Source organism: Acidocella sp. KAb 2-4 (assembly GCF_020567705.1).
GTDB lineage: Bacteria > Pseudomonadota > Alphaproteobacteria > Acetobacterales > Acetobacteraceae > Acidocella.
On the sequence record NZ_JAJDJU010000052.1, the window covers coordinates 1 to 4,940 of the forward strand.

Here is a 4,940-nt window from a genome sequence, read left to right on the forward strand (position 1 = left end):
CGGCGTTGTGGAACGCGGCGGAAGCGGCGGAGAAGCGGAAAGACGCGAAGGTGGCGCGGGAGTACGAGGTGGCGCTACCGGCGGAACTCTCCGCCAAGGGTCGCGCCGACCTCGCCCGCGCCTTCGCGTCAGAGATCGTTGAGCGGTACGGGGTGGCGGCGGATGTTGCCATCCATGCCCCTGGCAAGGATGGCGACAGCCGGAACCACCACGCGCACATCCTGACCACCACCCGGACGGTGGGAGCGGATGGGCTAGGGGTGAAGACCCGCCAGCTTGACCAATCTACCACCGCCTCGATCGAGGTTGAGCAGCTTCGGGATGTGTGGGGCGGGCTGACCAATCGGGCGTTGGAGCGCGAAGGCGTGGGGGAGCGCGTTGACCATCGCAGCCTCGCAGCACAGCGCGAGGCTGCGATGGAGCGGTCCCAAGACCAGGCGCAGCCTGAACCGGAGCGCCAGGCCGCCGAGCGCCAGGCCGCCGAGCGCCAGGCGCAGGACCTCGACCGCGAACCCACGGTTCACCTCGGCCCGGCAGCGGCAGCGATTGAGCGCCGGGGAGAGGGCAGCGAGCGCGGCGACCAAATGCGAGCCGTGCAGGGCCGGAACGAGGAACGGCGGGGGCTGTGGCAGCAAGTGCGCGAGTGGGGCGGGCAGGCGCTCGATAAGGCCCGCGATTTAGGAACTCAGCTTCGGGAGCGCCTGTCTGGGGCTGACCTCACGCTGTTGAGGAACGCCAATTTGAGGGCTTCTCTGGCGCGTGCTGACGTGTCTGGGCTTCGGGAGGTGAACAAAACTCTTGAGGCGGCGCGGGCGCCCAAACAGATCAAGCCGGGGCTGGATTTGCCGGGCAAGGTGCTTAATCCCCTCAAGGCTCTCACCAAGGGCCAGGAAAAACAGCAGGGCCAAGCTGCGCCAGGGCCTAAAATCTCACGGGATGACGGCCAGGAGCGAAGCCGGAGCGAGGAGCGAAGCCAACAGCACCGCAGCTCGCCGGCAAAGAGCAGGGATTTTGGCTGGGAGCGTTAGGCGATGCCTAGAAACACCGCCAAAGTGCGCGTCACAGACAGCATGGTTTCGTCATCGAGGCGGCCAAAGGCTGGCCCTAGCCGGTCTCTTTTGACCGACATTGCCTTGTCCACCATGACTTGAGACGGCTTGTGCAGGCCGTTCGTCGGTGTTGGTTGGACGGTCAACCGGATGAGGGGGGCGTCAACGAGCGTGCCGGATACGAGCAGCACAGTCACCGTGCCGGTATGCTCGAATTGATCGGCCTGGACCACGAGGGCCGGGCGTGGCTTTCCAAAGTCGCCGGGCATGGCGACGGTCACAAGCTCGCCGCGCCTCATGCGTCAAAGTCGCCGAGATCATTCAGGGCGGAATCAAGGAATGCAGCCAGTTCATGGTCTGAGGCATCCGCCGCAGCGACAGCCAAGGACTGGCGGCGGCACTCTTCGGCAAAGCCTGGGCGGCGAGTGTCTGGCACCCAAATTTGAACGGGCCGCAAGCCCGCCTTGCGGAGCGCGTCACGGCGCTTTTGCACACGGACAGAGGTTGGGGTCATGGTCTATCTCCTTTCTGTTACATGTAACAGAGTGAGAGAGCTTAATCCATAAAAATTGTTACCCCTCAGCCTCCCGTCAATTTGGCCCATAGTGACCGGCTGCGGGGTGGTTCCGGGGCTTTGTCCTTTGGTGCGGCGAGAAGTGTCATGGCTTGGCGTAGGTCAGCTATTCTGGCGTCCTTCTCTGCCAGCAAAGCCCTCTGAGCCTCAAGCAGGGCTTTCAGATGGGCTATTTCGATGGCTTCTGAGGGTGTTCGAGAGGTGTTCGAGGGGTGTTCGCTCTCGTTCGATTTGGTGTTCGATAGAACGGTTACCTCGAACACCCTGCTAAGTTCAGCCGGGTCGATAGACCAGTTCCCTAGATCATCTTTTTTGGCTGAAATCCGCCCATTTTTAATGGCCTTTAGGATGGTTGATTTGCTCTTACCGGTGGCGTTCGCCGCCTGTCCAAGGGTGTACACCATCGAACACCTTACCGTTCACTTTGGTGTTCGGGCATTTGCCGGGCGGGGAGGTCCGGTTCAAGGCCGTCAATGAAGGGCTGAGAAGGAGGGTCTTCGCCGAGGCCGGTGGGTAGCTGGCGCTCTCCAGGATAAAGCACGGGAACAGTACGAAGCGGCGCATCGTCCATGGTGATAAGGTCTTGATCAGCGTGATCCGCCACAACAGTAGCGTGGAAAAGGCTCAGCCTTAGCTCATCACGCTTTTGTGCCCAAGCCACCCTAGAGTTGATGACGTAGGCGTTGACCGTGCCAGGCCCAAGCTTGACTGACTGAATCCATCGTTCAGCCGTTAAATCGGCAATCGCAGTCTTTACGGTTCTATCAGAAATTTCCAGCATTTTTGCCAGGGCCTTCTGGCTGACAACAACGGCGTTTCGGTCCCCCATATACTCAATGAGCTTGAACAAAACGCGGGCGGCGGTGGGTTTGCGCGACATAAGGCCGCCGATGGCTTCGATAGCCATTCGGGGCACTTGCACGAAGGAATCTCGGTTGGTTTTAGCCGGTCGTCCGATTTCCCCACCCGGGGAAGCTGGTTTCTGTTTCATGGCGTCAATTTTCCAATATTTGGAAACATATTATGGCGCTCAGACGCCATAAACAAGAAGCTGTTTTCCAAGAATTGGGGGGGGGTGGGGAAATCAGCTACTTCCCAGGGTGGGGAAATCAGCTACTTCCCCACCCCCCCAAATAACACGTTGTATTGTAATGATTTTTTATTTTTTTCTATCTATGATCTTAGGGGTGCCCAGCGGCAGGGGGCGAAGCCCCCGAGAGCGACCTTCCCTGTGATGAAATCACCTGCTTGATGTTGGGCCGGTGGGTATGTGGTCGAAGGGCGGGAAGGGGTGGGTAAGCCTGTGGGCGGCCCCGGTAGGGAGCGGAGCGACCGGAAGGGCCGTCCAAGGGCGGCAACGCCGCCCGGCAGGCTTATCCACCCCCGAGCGAAGCGAGCCGCCCGGTGCGCGTAGCGCATCGTCCACATATCCACGGGCCGCGCGAAGCGCCGAAATCAAGGAAGGGGGTTCGGGGGAAACCAAGTGCCACGGTGCTCACTCCAGGCAAGGGCGGCCCGTAGGGCCGGGAGCGGAGCCACCCGGAGCCACGCGCAGCCCGTAGGGCGAGCATGGCGAGGATGGCGAGCACCCACCCCTTGCCTGGAGTGAGCACCGTGCCGTCCTGAAGGTGTCGGGACGAGGGGCGTCACGCTCCGCTTTCGCCCCTCGCCCTCCGGGCAGGGTCGAACAAGGGGCAATCGTTTCGGAAAGGAGGCGGCTTGTTTGTCCCCGGCAAGGCTGTAGACACCCGCTATGGTGAAATCTCCCTTCGCGTTCATCGCCTTTAGCCAGGATACCGGGGAAATGCTGGGCCATGGCCGGAACGCAGCAGAGGCATTGGCGATGGCTGATCTTGCTGCCCCAGACGATGCCCTGATCGTATTTCAGGCCGGTCCCCACGGGGATTGGTTTTGGGTGGCCAAAGTGCCCCTGCATCAAGCCAGAATGGCTTTTGAGGCCATCGAGGACGCGGGGTAGCTAGTACCCCTCTGGAATGACCAAGGGGGCGTTGGTGGCGGTCACTGACCAGCCTGACCAGTTGGCGAAGGGGTTGGTGCCGTTGCTGGAGCTTTGATCCTGAGCTGCCTGGACGCACAGACGACCGCCACAGTCGGCTAGCTTCATCCGGCCGCCCTTGGCGTCCAGGGAGGCTACTGTAGCCCTTTCCTGGGCTATCTGAGCCGTCAGGGCGGCTTCCTGGGCCTTGAGGCCGTCAGCCTGCCTCTGCTGCCACCAGAGCGAAGCGTAGGAGCCTCCAGCCACCAGCGCCACAGCGAGGACCAACACCAGGGCCGCCCGGACATTGAGCCACTGGCCCGCGCTTTTGGCTTCTGCGATGGCGGCGGCCAGGGCGTCGCTGGTTTTGGTCAGGGTGTCTTCGAGGGCTGGCAGGTGGGCCGCTGTGGTGCGGAGATCGTTGGCGGCATCGTTAATCCGGCGCTCAAGTTTCCGTTCAATGCTTTGGCTGGCCCGTTCGCCCGCTGCCTCGATGCTGGTGGCCAAGGCGGCGGGGTCCGCCGCCTTGATGGCCTTGGCTAGTTCGGCGAGGTGGGCCGGGGTGGCGGCCTTGGCGTCGATCAGTTTGGCGGTGGCCGTGATTAGCTTGACCACCTGGGCGCTGTCCTGCCGTAGAGCCGTGATGTTCTGCACCAGTTCGGTGACGGGATCGGTGCTCTCACTCATGGGCCGCGGTTTCCGGCGCTCTCGGCTGGGGTTGTTCCGGGGGTACAGGGGCAGCCCACCCAGAGAATGCTTTGCGATCCTGTTCGCGGGTTATCCGTCCCATGAGAGCAGAGACTACGCGGGCGAATTTTTCATCTTTTGCGGCGGCGTCAAGGAGTAGTCCGCCGAGGACGATCTTTCGTTTTGTGTCGGCTTTCCGTTCGGCTTGATTGGCCCGCGCATCGAGAGCGGCGAGCCGAGCTTTTGCTTGCTCGACCTGTTTCAATGCCTCTTCTCTTTTTTTGGCGTAATCCATGGCCCTCACCTGCTGATGTACTTGTGACGATAGAGCAATTCGCAGCTAGATGGTAGACAGTAAAGCCCTATCGAAGTATGAGATAAGGGCGCACTTTAGCATTGTACCAATGCGTGCGGCCCTTCGGGCAAGAAAGAGGTTCCATGGCGATCTATCATCTATCTGTTAAGGCCGTGAGCCGATCCACTGGCCGAAGCGCGCCAGCGGCGGCGGCGTACCGGACGGCCGAGCGGATCGTGAACGAGCGCGATGGCGTGACGCACGACTACAGCCGCCGCACCGGCGTCGAGCAGTCGTTCATTGTCGCGCCGCCCGGTGCTGAATGGGCACATGACCGTT

Annotated in this window: 9 protein-coding genes; 3 read left to right on the top strand and 6 right to left on the bottom strand. The window is 61.6% G+C overall.

What is annotated here, in order from left to right; all coding sequences use genetic code 11:
* On the top strand, positions 1 to 1,028 hold a 1,028-nt coding region (locus LI953_RS15075), incomplete at its 5' end, for a MobA/MobL family protein (protein WP_227076912.1).
* Here LI953_RS15075 and LI953_RS15080 read toward each other — a convergent pair.
* From LI953_RS15080 to LI953_RS15095, 4 genes are all read right to left on the bottom strand, one after another.
* The gene (locus tag LI953_RS15080; RefSeq protein WP_227076913.1) at positions 1,025 to 1,348 is read right to left on the bottom strand and encodes a type II toxin-antitoxin system PemK/MazF family toxin; all 324 of its coding nucleotides are present in this window, start codon (positions 1,346 to 1,348) and stop codon (positions 1,025 to 1,027) included. The two genes, LI953_RS15075 and LI953_RS15080, sit on opposite strands and share 4 nt — an antisense overlap.
* Positions 1,345 to 1,563 carry an antitoxin MazE family protein gene (locus tag LI953_RS15085; RefSeq protein ID WP_227076914.1) on the bottom strand — a complete coding sequence of 73 codons (219 nt, stop codon included), beginning with the start codon at positions 1,561 to 1,563 and terminating at the stop codon, positions 1,345 to 1,347. Before LI953_RS15085 ends, LI953_RS15080 begins: the two co-directional genes overlap by 4 nt.
* A gap of 65 nt (positions 1,564 to 1,628) precedes the next feature.
* The gene (locus tag LI953_RS15090) at positions 1,629 to 2,027 is read right to left on the bottom strand and encodes a hypothetical protein (protein ID WP_227076915.1); all 399 of its coding nucleotides are present in this window, start codon (positions 2,025 to 2,027) and stop codon (positions 1,629 to 1,631) included.
* Between the two features lie 8 nt (positions 2,028 to 2,035).
* Positions 2,036 to 2,530, bottom strand: coding sequence for a helix-turn-helix domain-containing protein (locus tag LI953_RS15095; RefSeq protein ID WP_227076916.1), 495 nt, complete (start codon positions 2,528 to 2,530; stop codon positions 2,036 to 2,038).
* A gap of 849 nt (positions 2,531 to 3,379) precedes the next feature.
* Here LI953_RS15095 and LI953_RS15100 point away from each other — a divergent pair.
* Complete coding sequence (locus tag LI953_RS15100; RefSeq protein WP_227076917.1) at positions 3,380 to 3,601, top strand: hypothetical protein; 222 nt, start codon at positions 3,380 to 3,382, stop codon at positions 3,599 to 3,601.
* Here LI953_RS15100 and LI953_RS15105 read toward each other — a convergent pair whose 3' ends face one another.
* Both LI953_RS15105 and LI953_RS15110 read right to left on the bottom strand, forming a co-directional pair.
* Positions 3,602 to 4,306 carry a hypothetical protein gene (locus LI953_RS15105; protein WP_227076918.1) on the bottom strand — a complete coding sequence of 235 codons (705 nt, stop codon included), beginning with the start codon at positions 4,304 to 4,306 and terminating at the stop codon, positions 3,602 to 3,604. It lies immediately after the preceding gene.
* Positions 4,299 to 4,601 (bottom strand): mobilization protein, encoded by a 303-nt coding sequence (locus tag LI953_RS15110; RefSeq protein ID WP_227076919.1) that lies wholly within the window; start codon positions 4,599 to 4,601, stop codon positions 4,299 to 4,301. Before LI953_RS15110 ends, LI953_RS15105 begins: the two co-directional genes overlap by 8 nt.
* Positions 4,602 to 4,744: 143 nt before the next feature.
* On the opposite strand from LI953_RS15110, the gene LI953_RS15115 reads away from it, so the two are divergent.
* Positions 4,745 to 4,940 (top strand): MobA/MobL family protein (locus tag LI953_RS15115; protein WP_227076920.1); only part of this gene is annotated, 196 nt, incomplete at its 3' end.